General features: G+C 72.5%; 20 protein-coding genes. 10 read left to right on the forward strand and 10 right to left on the reverse strand.

The window, feature by feature from the left end; genetic code table 11:
* Positions 1–63: 63 nt before the first annotated feature.
* Together BLT76_RS12265 and BLT76_RS12270 are read left to right on the forward strand one after the other, a co-directional pair.
* Entirely contained in the window at positions 64–1041 is a 978-nt protein-coding gene (locus tag BLT76_RS12265; protein WP_090856605.1) for a permease, read from the forward strand.
* Positions 1038–1718, forward strand: a complete 681-nt coding sequence (locus BLT76_RS12270; protein ID WP_090856033.1) for a TIGR03943 family putative permease subunit — start codon at positions 1038–1040, stop codon at positions 1716–1718. The genes BLT76_RS12265 and BLT76_RS12270 overlap by 4 nt, the downstream gene beginning before the upstream one ends.
* Here the strand turns inward: BLT76_RS12270 and BLT76_RS12275 are convergent.
* The 4 genes from BLT76_RS12275 to rpmB all read right to left on the reverse strand — a co-directional run bounded on the left by BLT76_RS12275 (position 1709) and on the right by rpmB (position 2902).
* A complete protein-coding gene (locus BLT76_RS12275) occupies positions 1709–2113 on the reverse strand; it encodes a Fur family transcriptional regulator (RefSeq protein WP_170867035.1) in 405 nt (134 codons plus the stop codon). The two genes, BLT76_RS12270 and BLT76_RS12275, sit on opposite strands and share 10 nt — an antisense overlap.
* A gap of 77 nt (positions 2114–2190) precedes the next feature.
* The gene (gene rpsN, locus BLT76_RS12280; protein WP_090856040.1) at positions 2191–2496 is read right to left on the reverse strand and encodes a 30S ribosomal protein S14; all 306 of its coding nucleotides are present in this window, start codon (positions 2494–2496) and stop codon (positions 2191–2193) included.
* Positions 2496–2666 (reverse strand): 50S ribosomal protein L33, encoded by a 171-nt coding sequence (rpmG, locus tag BLT76_RS12285; protein ID WP_090856043.1) that lies wholly within the window; start codon positions 2664–2666, stop codon positions 2496–2498. The genes rpsN and rpmG overlap by 1 nt, the downstream gene beginning before the upstream one ends.
* Positions 2666–2902 (reverse strand): 50S ribosomal protein L28, encoded by a 237-nt coding sequence (gene rpmB / locus BLT76_RS12290; protein ID WP_090856046.1) that lies wholly within the window; start codon positions 2900–2902, stop codon positions 2666–2668. Before rpmB ends, rpmG begins: the two co-directional genes overlap by 1 nt.
* Positions 2903–2964: 62 nt before the next feature.
* Between rpmB and BLT76_RS12295 the strand changes: the two genes are divergently transcribed.
* Genes BLT76_RS12295 through ykgO form a run of 4 tightly spaced genes read left to right on the forward strand, consistent with a single transcriptional unit; the run spans position 2965 to position 4605 of the window.
* Positions 2965–3222, forward strand: coding sequence for a type B 50S ribosomal protein L31 (locus BLT76_RS12295; protein ID WP_090856049.1), 258 nt, complete (start codon positions 2965–2967; stop codon positions 3220–3222).
* Positions 3219–4292, forward strand: coding sequence for a CobW family GTP-binding protein (locus BLT76_RS12300; RefSeq protein WP_244509379.1), 1074 nt, complete (start codon positions 3219–3221; stop codon positions 4290–4292). Before BLT76_RS12295 ends, BLT76_RS12300 begins: the two co-directional genes overlap by 4 nt.
* Positions 4292–4486, forward strand: a complete 195-nt coding sequence (rpmF, locus tag BLT76_RS12305; RefSeq protein ID WP_090856052.1) for a 50S ribosomal protein L32 — start codon at positions 4292–4294, stop codon at positions 4484–4486. Before BLT76_RS12300 ends, rpmF begins: the two co-directional genes overlap by 1 nt.
* The gene (ykgO, locus tag BLT76_RS12310) at positions 4483–4605 is read left to right on the forward strand and encodes a type B 50S ribosomal protein L36 (RefSeq protein WP_090856055.1); all 123 of its coding nucleotides are present in this window, start codon (positions 4483–4485) and stop codon (positions 4603–4605) included. Before rpmF ends, ykgO begins: the two co-directional genes overlap by 4 nt.
* Positions 4606–4671: 66 nt before the next feature.
* Here ykgO and fadD1 read toward each other — a convergent pair whose 3' ends face one another.
* From fadD1 to BLT76_RS12330, 4 genes are all read right to left on the reverse strand, one after another.
* Positions 4672–6261 (reverse strand): fatty-acid--CoA ligase FadD1, encoded by a 1590-nt coding sequence (gene fadD1, locus BLT76_RS12315; RefSeq protein WP_244509380.1) that lies wholly within the window; start codon positions 6259–6261, stop codon positions 4672–4674.
* 48 nt (positions 6262–6309) lie between these two features.
* Positions 6310–7875 carry an AMP-binding protein gene (locus BLT76_RS12320; protein ID WP_090856061.1) on the reverse strand — a complete coding sequence of 522 codons (1566 nt, stop codon included), beginning with the start codon at positions 7873–7875 and terminating at the stop codon, positions 6310–6312.
* On the reverse strand, positions 7872–8984 hold the full coding sequence (locus BLT76_RS12325) for an acyl-CoA dehydrogenase family protein (RefSeq protein WP_090856064.1): 1113 nt from the start codon (positions 8982–8984) through the stop codon (positions 7872–7874). The genes BLT76_RS12320 and BLT76_RS12325 overlap by 4 nt, the downstream gene beginning before the upstream one ends.
* Positions 8985–9087: 103 nt before the next feature.
* Positions 9088–10275 (reverse strand): acyl-CoA dehydrogenase family protein, encoded by a 1188-nt coding sequence (locus tag BLT76_RS12330; RefSeq protein ID WP_090856066.1) that lies wholly within the window; start codon positions 10273–10275, stop codon positions 9088–9090.
* Positions 10276–10412: 137 nt separating this feature from the next.
* On the opposite strand from BLT76_RS12330, the gene BLT76_RS12335 reads away from it, so the two are divergent.
* The 4 genes from BLT76_RS12335 (at position 10413) to BLT76_RS12350 (ending at position 13915) form a co-directional block, all read left to right on the forward strand.
* Positions 10413–11597 carry a 3-ketosteroid-9-alpha-monooxygenase, oxygenase component gene (locus BLT76_RS12335; RefSeq protein WP_090856069.1) on the forward strand — a complete coding sequence of 395 codons (1185 nt, stop codon included), beginning with the start codon at positions 10413–10415 and terminating at the stop codon, positions 11595–11597.
* 6 nt (positions 11598–11603) lie between these two features.
* Positions 11604–11897 (forward strand): hypothetical protein, encoded by a 294-nt coding sequence (locus tag BLT76_RS12340; protein ID WP_090856072.1) that lies wholly within the window; start codon positions 11604–11606, stop codon positions 11895–11897.
* Positions 11898–11901: 4 nt separating this feature from the next.
* Positions 11902–13011: a ferredoxin--NADP reductase gene (locus tag BLT76_RS12345; RefSeq protein WP_090856075.1), complete on the forward strand. Its 1110-nt coding sequence runs from the start codon at positions 11902–11904 to the stop codon at positions 13009–13011.
* Positions 13012–13300: 289 nt separating this feature from the next.
* The gene (locus BLT76_RS12350; RefSeq protein ID WP_139175506.1) at positions 13301–13915 is read left to right on the forward strand and encodes a hypothetical protein; all 615 of its coding nucleotides are present in this window, start codon (positions 13301–13303) and stop codon (positions 13913–13915) included.
* A gap of 343 nt (positions 13916–14258) precedes the next feature.
* Here BLT76_RS12350 and BLT76_RS12355 read toward each other — a convergent pair whose 3' ends face one another.
* Together BLT76_RS12355 and BLT76_RS12360 are read right to left on the reverse strand one after the other, a co-directional pair.
* Positions 14259–14933: an MBL fold metallo-hydrolase gene (locus BLT76_RS12355; RefSeq protein WP_090856081.1), complete on the reverse strand. Its 675-nt coding sequence runs from the start codon at positions 14931–14933 to the stop codon at positions 14259–14261.
* Complete coding sequence (locus tag BLT76_RS12360) at positions 14927–15634, reverse strand: maleylpyruvate isomerase family mycothiol-dependent enzyme (RefSeq protein WP_170867036.1); 708 nt, start codon at positions 15632–15634, stop codon at positions 14927–14929. The genes BLT76_RS12355 and BLT76_RS12360 overlap by 7 nt, the downstream gene beginning before the upstream one ends.
* Between the last annotated feature and the right edge of the window lie 111 nt (positions 15635–15745).

The following is a 15745-nucleotide window of genomic DNA, read 5'->3' on the forward strand; positions in this document are numbered from 1 at the left end:
ACCCGACGCGCCGGGGCGGCGTACGACGTCCGGCGCTTGTTGAGAGTGATAATCAGCCGCGTGATGACGACCGCGGATCCACCGACCGACACCCGACGACGGGCGATCGGCCAGCCGGAGGTCGTGGGGGTGCTGCTGCTGGCCGCCCTGCTCGCGCAGGGGCGGCTGGCCGACACGCTCGACAACGAGGCGCTCGGCACCTGGTGCACGATCTTCGTGGCGGTCGTGGTGCAGTCGACGCCGTTCCTCCTCGGGGGCGTCCTCCTCTCCGCGGCCATCTCGGTGCTGCTGTCCGAGCGGGTGCTCCAGCGGATCGTGCCGCGCAACCCGGTGCTCGCCGTACCCGTGGCCGGGCTGGCCGGGATCGGGCTGCCCGGGTGCGAGTGCGCCGCCGTACCGGTCGCGGGGAGCCTGATCCGGCGCGGGCTGGCGCCGGCGGTCGCCCTCACCTTCCTGCTGGCCGCACCGGCCGTGAACCCGGCGGTCCTGGTCTCCACCGCCGTCGCCTTCCCGGGGCAGCCCGAGATGGTGCTGGCCCGCTTCGGCGCGTCGCTGCTGACCGCCGTCGCGGTCGGCTGGTGGTGCCTGAGTCGCGGTGACCGGCTGCCGCTGCGGCGCCGTCCGGACCCGCCGCACCTGCACGGACCGGGCCGGTTCGTCGCCACGGTCCGGCACGACTTCCTGCACGCCTCGGGGTTCCTGGTGCTCGGCGCGATGATCGCTGCGGCGGTCAACACCTTCGTCCCGCGCTCGGTGGTCGACACGGTCGCCGGCCAGGCGGTCGTCGGCGTGCTCACCCTCGCCGCGCTGGCCTTCGTGGTCGCACTGTGCTCGGAGTCCGACGCCTTCGTGGCGGCGAGCCTGACGGCGTTCTCGGACACCGCCAAGCTGGTCTTCCTGGTGGTCGGGCCGGCGATGGACGTGAAGCTCGCCGCGATGGAGGCCGGTCAGTTCGGCAGCGCCTTCGCCGTCCGGTTCGTGCCGGTCGTGATCGGCACGGCCGTGCTCTCCGCCTCGCTCGTCGGGTGGTGGCTGCTGTGAGGACGACGACCCAGGGCCTGGTGCTCGCGTTCCTCGGGGCGGTGCTGGTGCGCCTGGCCTGGGAGGGGGCCTACCTCCGCTTCGTGACCGAGTGGATGCGCTGGCCGCTCCTGGTCAGCGGCGTGCTGCTGGTGCTGCTCGCCGTACGCCCGCTGCTCTCGGCCGGTCAGGCCGACCAGGACCACGCGGACGGAGTGCCGGCGGTGACCTGGCTGCTGCTGCTGCCCGCGCTGGTGGTCTTCGTGGTCAGCCCGCCCGCGCTCGGTGCGTACCTGGCCGAGCGGCGGGCCGGCGAGGCGCCGCCGGCCTCGCCCGTGGCGAGCTTCGCGCCGCTTCCGGAGGGCGGCACGCCGGTCCTCGAGGTCGAGGAGCTGCTCTGGCGGGCGCTGGACGACGACGGGGCCACGCTCGCCGGGCGCAGCGTCGAGGTGCGCGGCTTCGTCAGCCACGGCCCCGACGGCGTCTGGTACGTCACCCGGATGGTCATCGGCTGCTGCGCCGCCGACGCGGCCGTGGTGCGGGTCCAGGTCGACGGTGCCGACCGTCCGGAGCGCGACCGCTGGGTCGCCGTCACCGGCACCTGGCAGGACGGCACGGGCGTGCGGGCGGGGGAGCAGGCGGTCCTCGCCGCCGAGTCCGTACGACGGATTCGGACGCCGGCGGTCACCTACGGCTGAGCCGGGGCGCAGTCCGCGCAGGTGCCGAACAGCTCCAGGGTGTGCCGAACGTCGGTGAAGCCGTGCTCGCTCGAGACCTGGGTCGCCCAGCGCTCGACGGCCGGCCCCTCGACCTCGACGGTCCGCCCGCACTGGCGGCAGACCAGGTGGTGGTGGTGGTGGTGGGCGCTGCAGAGCCGGTAGACGGCCTCGCCCGCATCCGTCTTCACCTGGTCCAGCTCGCCCGCGTCGACCATCGCCTGCAGGGCGCGGTAGACCGTGGCCAGGCCGACCGCGTCGCCCTGGCCACGGAGGGCGCCGTGCAGGTCCTGCGCGCTGCGGAACCCGTCGGACTGCTCGAGGACGGCCAGCAGCGCCCGGCGCTGCCGGGTCGATCGCTGGCGGGGGGCGGTCACCACCGCGGGCCGCGCTGGGTCGGTCGGAGCATCCGCCCAACCTACAAGGCTCGCGGGCCCGACGGCGGTGACCCGCCTCACCAGCTCGACTTCCTGATGCCGGGGAGCTCGCCGCGGTGGGCGAGGTCGCGGAACCGGATCCGCGAGGTGCCGGTCTTGCGCAGGTAGCCGCGCGGACGACCGTCCACCTGGTCGCGGTTGCGCAGCCGCACGGGCGAGCCGTCGCGGGGGAGCCGGGACAGGGCGCGGACGGCCACCGCCTGCTCGGTCGAGCCGGGCGGCGCCGTCCGGATCGTGGCCTTGAGCGCGGCCCGGCGCTCGACGTACCGGGCGACGACCCGCTCGCGCCGTCGCTGGGCGGCGATCTTGCTCTGCTTGGCCATCAGCGCTCCTCGCGGAACGCGACGTGGCGACGGACCCGGGGGTCGTACTTGCGCAGCTCCAGCCGGTCGGGGTCGTTGCGCCGGTTCTTCTTGGTGACGTAGGTGAAGCCGGTGCCGGCGGTGGAGCGCAGCTTCACGATCGGGCGTACGTCGCTCCCGCGGCGGGCCATCAGATCCGCCCGTCGCGGCGCAGGATCTCGGCGGCGACCGCCTCGATGCCGCGGGCGTCGATCACCTTGATGCCGCGAGCGCTGACCCGCAGCGTGATCGTGCGGCCCAGGCTCGGCACCCAGTAGCGCTTGCGCTGGACGTTGACGTCGAAGCGGCGGTTGGTGCGGCGGTGGGAGTGCGAGACGCGGTGGCCGAACCCCGGCACCCGTCCCGTCACCTGGCAGGTACGTGACATCGTTGCTCCTCTGGGTCATACTGAGAACGATTCTCATTCTAACCACATTCACAGGAGGACGCATGAAGGACGGCATCCACCCGGCGTACGGCCCGGTGGTGTTCCGCGACCGCTCGACCGGGAGCCTGCTGCTGACCAGGTCCACTCTGGCCGGCCGAGGCGTCGGCGGGGAGACCGTCGAGGTCGACGGGACGCCGTACCCGGTCGTCGACGTCGACGTCTCGAGCGACAGCCACCCGTTCTGGACCGGCCGGGGGCGGGTCATGGACACCGAGGGGCGCGTCGAGAAGTTCCGTCGGCGCTACGGGGCGGGCTCGTGAGGACCCCGGTCGTGCTCCTGACCGGCGTGGACCGCGACGCGATGGCGGCGACCATGGTCGGGCTGCAGTTCGACCTGCCGGCCGCGGTCGCCGTACGGCACCACATCGACGTCGAGCGCGGGGTGCTGGAGCGGGTGGTCAGCGACGTGACGGGCGTCGTCGAGCGCGTCGACCACGAGCTGGAGCACGCGTGCGTGACGTGCGCGATCCGCGAGGACGTCGTCCCCACGCTGGAGCGGCTGGCCCGCTCGGGGCGGTGGTCGACGATCGTCGCCCACCTGCCGGTCGGGGCCGAGGCGGCCCAGGTTTGCCAGGTGCTCTCGTGGGACACCCGCCTGGCCCGGCACCTGCGGGTGTCCGGGGTGGTCGTCGCCGTCGACGGCCAGCGCGTGGTCGACGACCTGGTCGGTGACGACCTGCTCGCCGAGCGGGGCGATCACAGTGCGGTCGACGACCGGCGCGGAGTGGCCGAGGTGAACGGCGCGATGGTCGAGTACGCCGACGTCGTCGTCACCCGCGGCGAGCCCGACCCGACCGGCGAGGCCCTGTTGCGGGCGCTGGCCCGCCCGGACGCCGACGTCGTCGCCGGGGTCGAGCACCTCGAGGCCGCGGGCCTGACCCGCGACCGCCACCAGCACGGCCGCAGTCGCGCGTGGGTCGACCCGATCCGCCGGGACCCGCTCCCGCCGCTCGCGTCCGGCCGGGTCTGGCGGGTCGACCTCACCTCGCCCCAGCCGTTCCATCCCGAGCGCCTCCTGGAGGACCTGGAGAGCCTCGGCGGTGGGCGGCACCGCTCGCGCGGCAGCTTCTGGCTCCCGACCCGTCCCGACCAGGTGCTGGTCTGGGACGGCGCCGGCGGCCAGCTGAGCATCGGCGCCGGCGGGCCGTGGCGCGACCGCGAGCCACGCACCCGGATCGTGCTGACCGGCGTCGGGGCGGAGCCGGCCCACCTGCGCGACGCCTTCGCGGCGATGCTGCTCGGTCCCGACGAAGCGGCGGCCGGCGGTGGCTGGCGGGTCGCCGAGGACGGGTTCGAGCCTTGGCTCGGCCCGGTGCGGAGGGCGGCCTGATGGCGGTCCCCAAGCGTCGCACGTCGCGCAGCAACACGCGGCACCGCCGCGCGCAGTGGAAGGCGGCCGGACCCGACCTGGTCACCGTCGACCACGCGGGCGAGCGCCACCGGGTGCCCCGACGCCTGGTCGCCGCGGTGCACCGCGGGCTCGTCGACCCCGCCACCGGACGGCTCCGGAAGGAGGGACGATGAAGGTACGCAACTCGCTGCGCTCGCTGAAGAACCAGCCGGGCTCGCAGGTCGTGCGCCGCCGCGGCCGCGTCTACGTGATCAACAAGCAGAACCCGCGACTCAAGGCCCGACAGGGCTGACGCCGACCCGTCGATCACGATCCGACACGCCGCAGAATCTGGTCATCCAATGACGGGTCGGCGGGGCTAGACGGATGCCGGCTCCGCCACGGCGTACGACGTGCCGCGCGCTTCACGGACCCAGAGCACGCCGTCGCCGGCGGTGGGGCCCTGGGCGGCGAGCTCGCGCTTGATCACCTTGTTGGTGGCCGTGCTCGGCAGGTCGGGTGCGACCCGGACGTAGCGCGGCCAGGCCTTGGGGGAGAGGTCGGCCTGCTCGGCCAGGAACGTCTCGAGGGCGGCCGGGGTGAGGGTCGCGGTGTCGCGCAGCACGAGCGCGGCCATCACCTGGTCGCCGACCTGCTCGTCCGGGACGGCGTACACCGCGACCCGGCTGATGACCTCGAGGCGCATCAGGATCCGCTCGATCGGCGCCGCGGCGAGGTTCTCGCCGTCGACGCGCATCCAGTCGGCGGTCCGGCCGGCGAGGTAGACCCAGCCGTCGGCGTCGCGATAGGCGAGGTCGCCCGACCAGTACATGCCGTGCCGCATCCGCTCCTCGTTGGCGGAGGCGTCGTTGTAGTAGCCCTGGAAGTAGCCGGCGCCCTGCGTGTTGACCAGCTCGCCGACCGCGTCGTCGGCGTTGAGCAGCGCGCCGTGCTCGTCGAACACCGCGCGCGGGCACTCCTCGACGGTCTCGGAGTTGTAAACCGCCACGCCCTCGTAGGGCTGGCCGATCGAGCCGGACGGCGTACCCGGCTCGCGGGTCACGATGATCGCGCTCTCGGTGGAGCCGAAGCCGTCCCACACGGTGCAGCCGAAGCGCCGGCCGAACTCCTCGATGTCGCGCTCGCTGGCCTCGTTGCCGAAGGCGACCCGCAGCGGGTTGTCGGCGTCGTCGGGGTGCTCGGGGGTGGCGAGGACGTAGGCGAGCGGCTTGCCGACGTAGTTGAGGTACGTCGCCCCGTAGCGCCGCACGTCGTCGAGCAGGCCGGTCGCGCTGAACCGGGCCGGAGCCATCGGCGCCCCGCTGCAGGCCGCCACCGTCCAGCCGGCCAGCAGCGCGTTGGAGTGGAAGAGCGGCATGGAGAGGTAGACCAGGTCGTCGCGGGTGATCGCGAACTTGTCGACCAGGGTCAGGCCGGCGAACAGCACCATCAGGTGTGCGACCTGGACGGCCTTGGGCTCCCCGCTGGTGCCCGAGGTGAAGATCATCATGAAGGTGTCCATCGCCTCGACCTCGCGCAGCGGCACGAGCGGGGCGGCGCCGGCCACGAGGGCGTCGTACGACGGGGAGTCGGCCTCGACCACCTGGACGCCGGGCAGGTCGAGGTCGGCGATCAGCGGCAGGTGCTCGGCGTCGACGAGCAGCACCTGGCACTCGGCCCGCAGCACGTCGGCGGCCAGCGCCGGGCCGCGACGGGTGTCGTTGATGCCGACGAGGACGTAGCCGCCCAGCGCGGCCGCGGCCATCGAGCGCAGCATCGCCGGGGTGTTGCCGAGCAGCGCGCCGACGTGGACCGGACGCGCGTGGTCGACCGTGGCGAGCAGGGCGGACGCCTCGGACGAGGCCTCGGCGAGGTGCTCGCGCCAGGTCCAGCTGCGGTCGTCGTACCGGACGGCGGGACCGTCGTCCTCGAGCAGTCCCCGAAGCAGCTGCTGCACGTTCTCGGCCACGATTCCCCCATCTCCGACGAGTTGACGCGTGTCAAAATATGGCGACGGTCACACGTGGTCAAGCAGGTCCCGGTAGGCGGAGCCGCGCTGGTCGCGCGCCCAGTCGAAGCCGCCGGGAAGGCCCGCGAGCTCCCGCTTCAGCACCTTGTTGGTGGCCGTGCGCGGCAGCGTGTCGACCACCCGGACGAACCGGGGCCAGGCCTTCGGGGACAGGTCGGCCTGACCCGCCAGGTGTGCCTCGAGGTCCGCCGGCGACAGGTCGCCGCGCAGCACCAGGGCCGCCGCGACCTGGTCGCCCACGGCCTCGTCCGGGACGGCGTACACCGCGGCCTCGGCGACCGCCGGGTGGCGCAGCAGCACCCGCTCGACCGGGGCGGCCGCGAGGTTCTCGCCGTCGACGCGCAGCCAGTCGGCCGTGCGGCCGGCGAAGTAGACGAACCCGTCGGCGTCCCGGTAGGCCAGGTCGCCCGACCAGTACATGCCGCCGCGCATCCGCTCGGCCTCGGCGTCCGGGTCGCGGTAGTAGCCGGCGAACGCCCCGCTGCCGGTCGTGTTGACCAGCTCGCCGGTCGCCTCGTCCGCGTTCAGCAATTCGCCCGAGGGGCCGAACACGGCGTCGGCGGTCTCGGACATGGTCTCGGGGTCGAGGACCGCCACGCCCTCGAGCGGGCGGCCCAGGGCCCCGGGCGGCATGTCGGGCACCCGCTGGACGATGACGGCGTTCTCGGTCGACGAGTAGGAGTCGACCACGGTGCACCCGAACCGCTTCCCGAACGCGTCGATGTCGCGCTCGTTGGCCTCGTTGCCGAACACCAGGCGCAGTGGGTTCTCGGCGTCGTCCGGCTGCTCGGGGGTGGAGAGGACGTAGGTGAGCGGCTTGCCGACGTAGTTGGCGTACGTCGCGCCGTACCTGCGGACGTCGGGGAGGAAGCCGGACGCGCTGAACCGGGGGGCGAGCGCCATCGCCGCGCCGGCCGCGAGCGCCACCGCCCATCCGGCCATGATCGCGTTCGAGTGGAACAGCGGCATCGCCAGGTAGGCGACGTCCTCGCCGGTCAGACCGAACCGGCCGGCGAGCAGCTCGCCCGGTCCGGCCACCTTGGCGTGCGTGACCCGGACGGCCTTGGGGTTGCCGGAGGTGCCGCTGGTGAAGATCAGCATGAACAGGTCGTCCGCCCCGACCTCGACGTCCGGCACCGGGGCGTCGGCGTGGGTCTCCAGAAGTCCGGCCCACTCCGCCCCGTCCAGCCGTACGACGGGGACGCCGACGTCGACGCCGTCGAGCAGCCCGGCGTGTGCGGCGTCGGTGAGCACGACCTGGGTGTCGGAGCGCCGGACGTCCTCGACCAGCGCCGCGCCGCGCCGGGTGGTGTTCAGCCCGACCACGACCTGGCCGCCGAGGGCCGCGCCGCCGAGGACCAGCGAGAACTCCGGCACGTTGTCGAGCAGCAGCCCGACGTGCGGCGGGGCGCCGGCCGGCAGCAGCGCGTCGAGCACGGCCGCCCGGACCGCCGCGGCCCGGACCACGTCGGCCCAGGTCGACGAGTCGTCGCCCGCGAGCAGCCCGGCCGAGCCGTCCTCGGCGCGCGCCAGCAGCAGGTCGCGGACGGTCACGCGGGCTCGGCGGCGAGCGTCTTCCCGACCAGCAGGGCCTGCTCGGTGGCGCCGCCGTACAGGAACTCGAAGCGCTTGGCGCCGGTGAAGTAGCGGTGCACGGGCCCGTCCAGGTCGATGCCGACCCCGCCGTGGACGTGCACGGTCGTGTGCGCGACCCGGTGACCGGCGTCCGCCGCCCAGAGCTTGGCCATCGCGACGTCGGTGTCGGCCGGGAGGCCCTGGTCGAGCAGCCAGGCCGCGCGCCACAGCATCAGCCGCTGGCCGAGGGTGTCGATGTAGCCGTCGGCGAGGCGCTGGCTCACCGCCTGGAAGGTGGCGATCGGCCGGCCGAACTGCTCGCGCGTCTTCGCGTACGACGCCGTCAGCTTCAGGGCGCCCTCGGTGAGCCCGAGCTGCTCGGCCGAGGCGGCCAGCACCAGCAGGTTGCGCAGCCGACGGTCGACGCTGCCGTCGGCCGGGCCGACCAGCCGCTCCGGGCCGAGGAGGGCGCCGTCGAGGTCGAGGCGGGCCACCGCCTCGCCGTCGGAGAAGGTCTGAGGGACCACGGTGACGCCCTCGTCGCCGGGCGTGACGAGGAAGACGCCCACCCCGGCCGGGGTCTCGGCCGGGACCAGGAAGAGGTCGGCGTACGCGCCGGCCGGCACCACCGCCTTGCTCCCGGTCACCCGGTACGACGCCCCGTCGGCCGCCGCGAGGGTCGTCGGTCGCGCCGGGGCGAAGGCCCGCTCCTCCGAGACCGCCGCCGTCAGGACCTGGCGGCCCGAGGCCGCCGCGGGCAGCCACTCCCGCCGCTGCTCGTCGCTGCCGTGCTCGGCCAACAGCAGCGCGGCCGGGCCGTGAGCGGCCAGCGGCACCGGCGCGACGGTGCGACCGACCTCGACCAGCACCCGGGCCAGCTCGATCAGGCCGAGCCCGGCGCCGTCGTACTCCTCGGGGACGGCGAGGCCCAGCAGTCCCGCGCTGCCGAGCTCGGCCCACAGCTCGCGGTCGAAGCGGCTGCCGGCCTTCTCGACCTCGCGCATCCGCTCGTTGGTGGCTCGGTCGCCCAGGATCTTGGCGGCCAGCTCGGCCGCGTCGTCCTGCTCGGGGGTGAAGGAGAAGTCCATGCTCAGTCCTAGATCGCTTGCGGTGGACGGGTGTGAGGCGGGCTTTCGGTGGTCGAGTGCCCGTCGTGAGGAACGAGCGACGGGTGTCTCGAGACCCGAGACCTCAGCGCTTCGCTGCCGGCAGGCCGAGGCCCACGTAGCCGATGATGTCGCGCTGGATCTCGTTGGTGCCGCCGCCGAAGGTCATCACCAGCGACGAGCGGTACATCCGCTCCAGGCGGCCCGCGAGCAGGGCTCCGTCGGAGGTGCCGGTCAGGCCCGCGTTCGGGCCGACGACCTCCATCAGCGACCGGTAGACCTCGGTGGCCAGCTCGGAGCCGTAGATCTTGGTCGCCGACGCCTCGGCGGGGGAGAGGTCGACGCCGTGGTCGGCGTCGGAGGCCAGCTTCCAGTTCAGCTGGGTCAGCATCTCGACCCGGGCGTGCGCCCGGCCGAGGGCGATCTGCACCCACTCGGAGTCGATCACCCGCTGCCCGTCGGGGTTCTTGGTCTCCTGCGCCCAGGCCCGCACCAGCTTCAGCGACTGGGTCAGCGGGGCGGACGACGTGAGCGCGACCCGCTCGTGGTTGAGCTGGTTGGTCATCAGCGACCAGCCGCCGTTGAGCTCGCCCACCAGGTTGCCGACCGGCACCCGGACGTCCTCGTAGTAGGTCGCGCTGGTCCCGACGCCGGCGACGGTGTGCACCGGCGTGTACGACACGCCCGGGGCGTCGGCCGGCACCAGGATCATCGACAGGCCCTTGTGCCGCGGCAGGTCGGGGTCGGTGCGGCAGGCCAGCCAGATCCAGTCGGCGTACTGGATGAGCGAGGTCCACATCTTCTGGCCGTTGATCACGAACTCGTCGCCCTCGCGGACCGCCTTGGTCTTCAGCGAGGCCAGGTCGGTGCCGGAGCCCGGCTCGGAGTAGCCGATCGAGAAGTGCAGGTCGCCGGCGAGGATCTTCGGGAGGAAGAGCTCCTTCTGCTCATCCGTGCCGTAGCGCATGATCGTCGGCCCGACCGTGTTCAGCGTCAGGTAGGGGATCGGGACGCCGTGGTCCGCGGCGACGTCGGTGAAGATCAGCTGCTCGACCATCGAGCGCGCCTGTCCGCCGTACTCCTCGGGCCAGCCGATGCCGAGCCAGCCGTCGGTGCCGAGCTGGCGGATCACCCCCTTGTAGACGCCGGCCTCGCCGAACTCGCCGGTCGCGGACGCGAGACCGGCGCGCACCTCCGGGGTCACCAGGGCGGTGAAGTACTCGTGCAGCTCCTCGCGGAGGGCGAGGTGCTCGGGGTCCAGAGCGAGGTGCATGCGGTCTCCCGGCCAGAAGGTGTGACAGTCGATGATGCGGGGGTGCGCTGGCACCGCCGCCGCAAAAACTATAACCTGTTCTCGTTTTGGTCCACAGGCACGAGCGACCCCGACCGGGCCGGACTCAGGAGGCACGCATGAGCGACACCAGGTTCCTCGACCAGGGCACCCCGCCCGCGCGGTTCGCGCGCGGCTGGCACTGCCTGGGCCTCGCCGAGACCTTCCGCGACGGCAAGCCGCACGCGGTCCACGCGTTCGGCACCAAGCTGGTCGTCTGGGCGGACTCGCAGGGCGAGATCCAGGTGCTCGACGGCTACTGCCGCCACATGGGCGGCGACCTGACCCAGGGCGAGGTGAAGGGCGATCAGGTCGCCTGCCCCTTCCACGACTGGCGCTGGGGCGGCGACGGCAAGTGCAAGCAGATCCCCTACGCCCGCCGCGTCCCGCTGCGCGCCCGCACCCAGCGCTACCCGGTCGCGATCCGCAACGACCAGGTGCTGGTCTGGCACGACGTCGAGGGCTCCGCGCCCGACCACGACATCCTGCCGCCGCAGCTGCCCGGCCTCGCCGAGGGCGAGTACACCGACTGGGTCTGGGAGTCCGAGCACATCGAGGGCTCGCACTGCCGCGAGCTGATCGACAACGTCGTCGACATGGCGCACTTCTACTACGTGCACTTCGCGTTCCCGACGAGCTTCCGCAACGTCTTCGAGGGCCACGTCGCGACCCAGTTCATGGAGTCCAAGGGCCGCCCCGACAAGACCGGCGGGTACGGCGACGCCGAGCTGTTCCTGAAGTCGGAGGCCACCTACTACGGGCCGTCGTACATGATCAACTGGCTCGACACCGACTACAAGGGCTTCAACACCGAGGTCGTGCTCTTCAACTGCCACGTCCCCACCGGCCCCGACTCGTTCCTGCTGCAGTACGGCATCGTGGTCAAGAAGCCGCAGGGCATGGACGACAAGACCGCCAACTTCATCGCTCAGAAGTACGCCGAGATGTTCGGCAGCGGCTTCCTCCAGGACGTGCACATCTGGAAGAACAAGGTGCCGGTCCAGAACCCGCTCCTGTGCGAGGAGGACGGCCCCGTCTACCAGCTGCGCCGCTGGTACGAGCAGTTCTACGTCGACGTGGACGACATCGCACCCGAGATGACCGACCGGTTCGAGTTCGAGGTCGACACCACGAAGGCCAACGAGTTCTGGCAGGACGAGGTCGCCGAGAACCTCCGGAAGAAGGCCGAGGAGGACGGCGACCCGCACGGCCCGGACGGCGACGGCGCGGACGCCGGCAGCCCCCAGGTCATGACGGGTACCTGAGCGCCCATGGCCTCCTTCGTCCCGACCGACGCCGACACCCTCGAGGACCAGCGCCTCTACACCCAGGCCCGGCTGACCGAGGTCGCCTGCCTGGACTGCCTGGCCCGGGTCGGCGTGAAGAAGAACAGCGAGCACCACACGTCCGTCCAGTGGAACGCCGAGGCCCGGGCGCACTGTCCCGACCTCGCCCGGCGCTCCGGTGGTCGCGACGTGCACCCCGCCTGCCCGCGGATGCTGGCCAGCATCGAGGCTGCCGCACGAGACGGTCAGATCCCCATCGGAGCCGAGGACGGTTACTGAGCTGATGTCCGACGAGTCCTTCGAGCTGAAGGTCGTGGACGTGGTCGAGGAGACCGCCGACGCGCACTCCATCTCCTTCGAGGTCCCCGCCGGCGCCGAGGAGCGCTTCGCCTACAAGCCGGGCCAGTTCCTGACCCTCGCCGTCCCGTCCGACCGGACCGGGGTGGCTGCGCGCTGCTACTCGCTGTCCAGCAGCCCGGTCGGCGGCGGAGCGCTGACGGTCACGGTGAAGCGGACCGCGGACGGCTACGCCTCCAACTGGATCTGCGACCACCTGCGCGAGGGTGACAGCATCCGGGTGCTGCCGCCGAGCGGCATCTTCACCCCCGCCTCCCTCAGCGCCGACCTCCTGCTCTTCGCGGGCGGGTCCGGCGTCACGCCGATCGTCTCGATCACCCGCACCGCCCTCCAGCAGGGCACCGGGCGGATCGTGCTGTTCTACGCCAACCGCGACGAGAGCTCGGTGATCTTCGCGCGCGAGCTGACCGAGCTGGCCGCCGAGCACCCCGACCGGCTGCTGGTCGTGCACTGGCTGGAGTCGGTCCAGGGGCTGCCCAGCCAGGAGCAGGTCCGGGCCTTCGCGAGCGCCTACCCGTCGTACGACGCCTTCGTCTGCGGTCCTGCGCCCTTCATGAAGCTCACCGTCGCCGCCCTGAAGGACCTGGAGTTCCCACGTGAGCGCCGGCACCAGGAGAAGTTCATCTCGCTGGGCGGCAATCCCTTCGGGGATCTGCACGACCAGGAGGTCGCCGAGCACGAGATCGAGGCCGCCGAGAGCGACTCCGACGACACCGGAGTCGACCTGGACGCCGACCCCGCGGCGGACCGGCCCCAGGGGCCGGTCCGGCTGGAGGTCGAGCTGGACGGGGAGCACCACGCCTTCGACGACTGGGCGCCCGGCACCAAGCTGCTCGACCACCTCGAGTCGAAAGGCGTCAAGGCGCCGTACTCCTGCCGCGAGGGGGAGTGCTCGGCCTGCGCGATCCGGCTCCTCGAGGGCGACGTGAAGATGCTGCACAACGACGTCCTCGACGAGGAGGACCTGGCCGACGGGATCCGGCTGGGCTGCCAGGCGGTCCCGGTGACGGACACCGTGAAGGTCACCTACAACTGAGTCCGTTGCTGCCGATAGGGGTGGCGAGCCGGGAACAGTGGTCTCCACGTCCCGGCAACAACCGATCCGGTCGTCTGGACCAGTACCACCCGCGAAATCCACAGTTTGGTAACAGCACTCCTACAGGCCGGTGCGGTCTAGTCCACAAAACAATTTCAGACGGTTTCCCTAACCCCGAGGTTTTCGGTCCCGTTGACTGGGTCAGAACCTGCCCACGAAGTACGGACGGCTCCCCCCACAGGCCGGCACCCGCCGGCCACGGTCGTCCGTGTTTTGGAAGGAGGGGGTCATGGTCATTTTTCTTCTCGTCGCCGCCGCCGCTGTTCTGGCGGTGCCGCTCGTCACCGGTCTGCCCGGATCGTCCCCTCGCGGACGTGAGCGCGACCGTCGCCTGCGCTACGTCGCCCGGCACCCCGAGCAGGTGAACACCGGTGACATCAGCCGGATGCTCTCCCGTGAGCTCGACCGCTCGGACGTCGACCTGATCATCGACCGGGCCGAGGCGCTCGGCGTGAAGCCGTGGACGATGCTCAGCTGGATCCAGCGCTTCGACGTGCACACCCTGGCCGTCGTCATCGCGGCCGAGCTGAGCCATGAGGAGCTGCTGCTCCACCTCGGCAACGGCACGCTGCCCGACCTCTGCGAGCTGGAGGTGTTCGCCGCGATCAACGGGCTGCCCGCCGCTCAGTCGAAGGCCGCTCGCCGCCCCGCCTCCCGCCCCGCGCTGTCGCGGCCCGCGGCGGTCGCCGTACGCACCGCGACGCCGGGCGTCACGGCCGAGGCCGGCCCGATCACCTCGAAGATGCCCCCCATCTTCGAGCCGGGCTCCTGGCCCTACGACCAGTTCTCCGACCTGCCGACCTGGCCGGAGGCCCCCGGGGACCCGGGCGAGCTCGCCGCCTGAGCCACCCAGAACCTCCCGGGCGTCCACGGCCCCCGACAGCACCCGTTGTCGGGGGCCGTGGTCGTCCTGCGGGCCGAGTCAGCAGAAGTTGCGGGTCGAGTCAGCAGAAGTTGCGGGCCGAGTCGGCAGAAGTTGCGGGCCGAGTCGGCAGAAGTTTGCGGTCGAGTCGGCACTACCGGTGCGGGCGTCGCGGGCGGATGGGTTCGCGGGAACAGATGGGTCTCGACACGCGCCTTCTGACTTCGCAAGCTCAGTCAGAGCGCTCGCTCGACCACCATCAGCGAGTCCGCTGGCGCGTCCTCGCTCGACCACCAACGTGAAGTCCGCTTCGCGTCCTTCACCGCTACCATCCGCGGGTGCGCCACTCTCCGAGGTTGGGGCGCTCGTCGCCGAGGGTCGAGTCGTTGCCGTGACCGGGGTAGAACCAGGTCTCGTCCGGCAGCCGCTGGAAGATCTTGGTCTCGACCTCGTCGATGAGCTGGGCGAACGCGGCCTCGTCGCCGAAGGTGTTGCCGACTCCGCCCGGGAAGAGCGAGTCGCCGGTGAACAGGTGCGGGTGGCCCTGCGGGTCGTCGTACAGGAGCACGATCGAGCCGGGCGTGTGGCCGGCGACCGCGATCACCTCGAGAGTGGCGTCGCCGACGGACACGGTGTCGCCCTGGACGGCGCGGCGCGTCACGGGGACGCCGGTCTGCGAGGTGATGGCGTCGGCGTCCGGCTCGCCCGCCACGACGTCGGCACCGGTGGCCTTCACGACCTCGGCGAGCGCGCGGTGGTGGTCCCAGTGCTGGTGGGTGGTGATCACGGTCGTCAGGCCGGACTCGCCGACCAGCGGGAGCAGGGTGTCGGGCTCGGCGGCGGCGTCGACGAGCACCTGCTCGCCGGAGCGGGTGCACCGCAGCAGGTAGCAGTTGTTCGACATCTGCTCGTCGACGGCGACCTTGGTGATGGTCAGCGCGGCCAGCTCACGGGTGTCGGGTGCGCCTCCGGGCGTCACCTCTCCGGTGTAGGTCACCATGCTCCAATCCGGGGCAGCGTGCCGCCCTCGCTCCTCAGTCCGGCGCCGTCCCCCCGCCCCGTGAGCCACCAGCCCAGGGTCGCGGCGGGTCCGGTCACCGCCGGCCCACCGTCCCCGATCGTCCACGACCGGTCAAGATCGGACGCGACCGCGACGAGGTCCATCCCCTCGTCCCGGCGGCCCGCCACCGACTCGAGCAGCAGCACCGCGAAGGCGTCCGGCCAGTCGGCCCAGGAGTACGACGAGTCGAGGTCCGCGTGGTGGATCTCCACCTCCCGCAGGCGCATGTCGAGCGCGGCGGCCGCCGCGAAGGACCGGCCGCCGGGTGTCCGCTCGATCCGGGTGGGCCACGCGTCGTCCGGCACCGAGGTGGCGGCGTCGGCGAACCGGGTGATCGAGCCGAGGAGCCGATCGCGCAGTGTGGCGGGACCCGCCGAGGCGAGGGTGTCGATGTCGGAGTCACGCGCCTCGTCGGAGACGTACATCGGCACCCGCTCGCCCGCCGCCAGCCCGCCGAGCGCGCCGGCGAGCCCCTCGGCGTTCAGCGCGAGGTGGGCGACGACGTGGGCGCGGGACCATCCGGGCAGGCCGCTGGGCGCGCGCAGGCCGGTGTCGTCGAGGGCGTCGACCGTGCGGACCAGCCGGTGCGAGGCCGGGGCGAGGAGATCGAGGGCGCGGGGATCGGGAGTGGGTACCGGCACCCCGTCATCCTCCCCCGCGCGGGGGAGGGTCGCCAGTGCCCGCGCCGGGTTGTCGGTGGCCCGTGAGATCGTGCACAGCACGGTGCCCGGAGTTGTCGCACCCCGTACGAT

The organism is Nocardioides lianchengensis (assembly GCF_900101465.1).
GTDB classification, from domain to species: Bacteria; Actinomycetota; Actinomycetes; order Propionibacteriales; family Nocardioidaceae; genus Nocardioides; species Nocardioides lianchengensis.